We start from the raw sequence: 598 nt of genomic DNA, 5'->3' as shown, positions 1-598 counted from the left end.
ACTACCTGTGTCGGTTTGCGGTACGGGTAGAGTATAATTAACGCTAGAAGCTTTTCTTGGCAGTGTGACATCACTAACTTCGCTACTTAACTTCGCTCCCCATCACAGCTCAATGTTATAGATATAAGCATTTGACTCATATCACACCTCACTGCTTAGACGTGCTCTTCCAATCGCACGCTTTAGTTAGCCTACTGCGTCCCTCCTTCACTATATACTCTAGTACAGGAATATCAACCTGTTGGCCATCGGATACACCTTTCGGTCTCTCCTTAGGTCCCGACTAACCCAGGGCGGACGAGCCTTCCCCTGGAAACCTTAGTCTTACGGTGGACAGGATTCTCACCTGTCTTTCGCTACTCATACCGGCATTCTCACTTCTATGCGTTCCAGCGCTCCTCACGGTACACCTTCTTCACACATAGAACGCTCTCCTACCATACCTAAAAGGTATCCACAGCTTCGGTAATATGTTTTAGCCCCGGTACATTTTCGGCGCAGGGTCACTCGACTAGTGAGCTATTACGCACTCTTTGAATGAATAGCTGCTTCTAAGCTAACATCCTAGTTGTCTGTGCAACCCCACATCCTTTTCCAC

General features: G+C 47.7%; 1 rRNA gene. It reads right to left on the bottom strand.

The features are described from left to right. A 23S ribosomal RNA gene (locus EII32_RS11510) occupies nucleotides 1-598 on the bottom strand; the annotation flags it as partial.

It is taken from the genome of Prevotella sp. OH937_COT-195 (assembly GCF_003932845.1).
Taxonomy (GTDB): Bacteria; Bacteroidota; Bacteroidia; order Bacteroidales; family Bacteroidaceae; genus Prevotella.
This window is presented reverse-complemented; position numbering and strand designations above follow the sequence as displayed.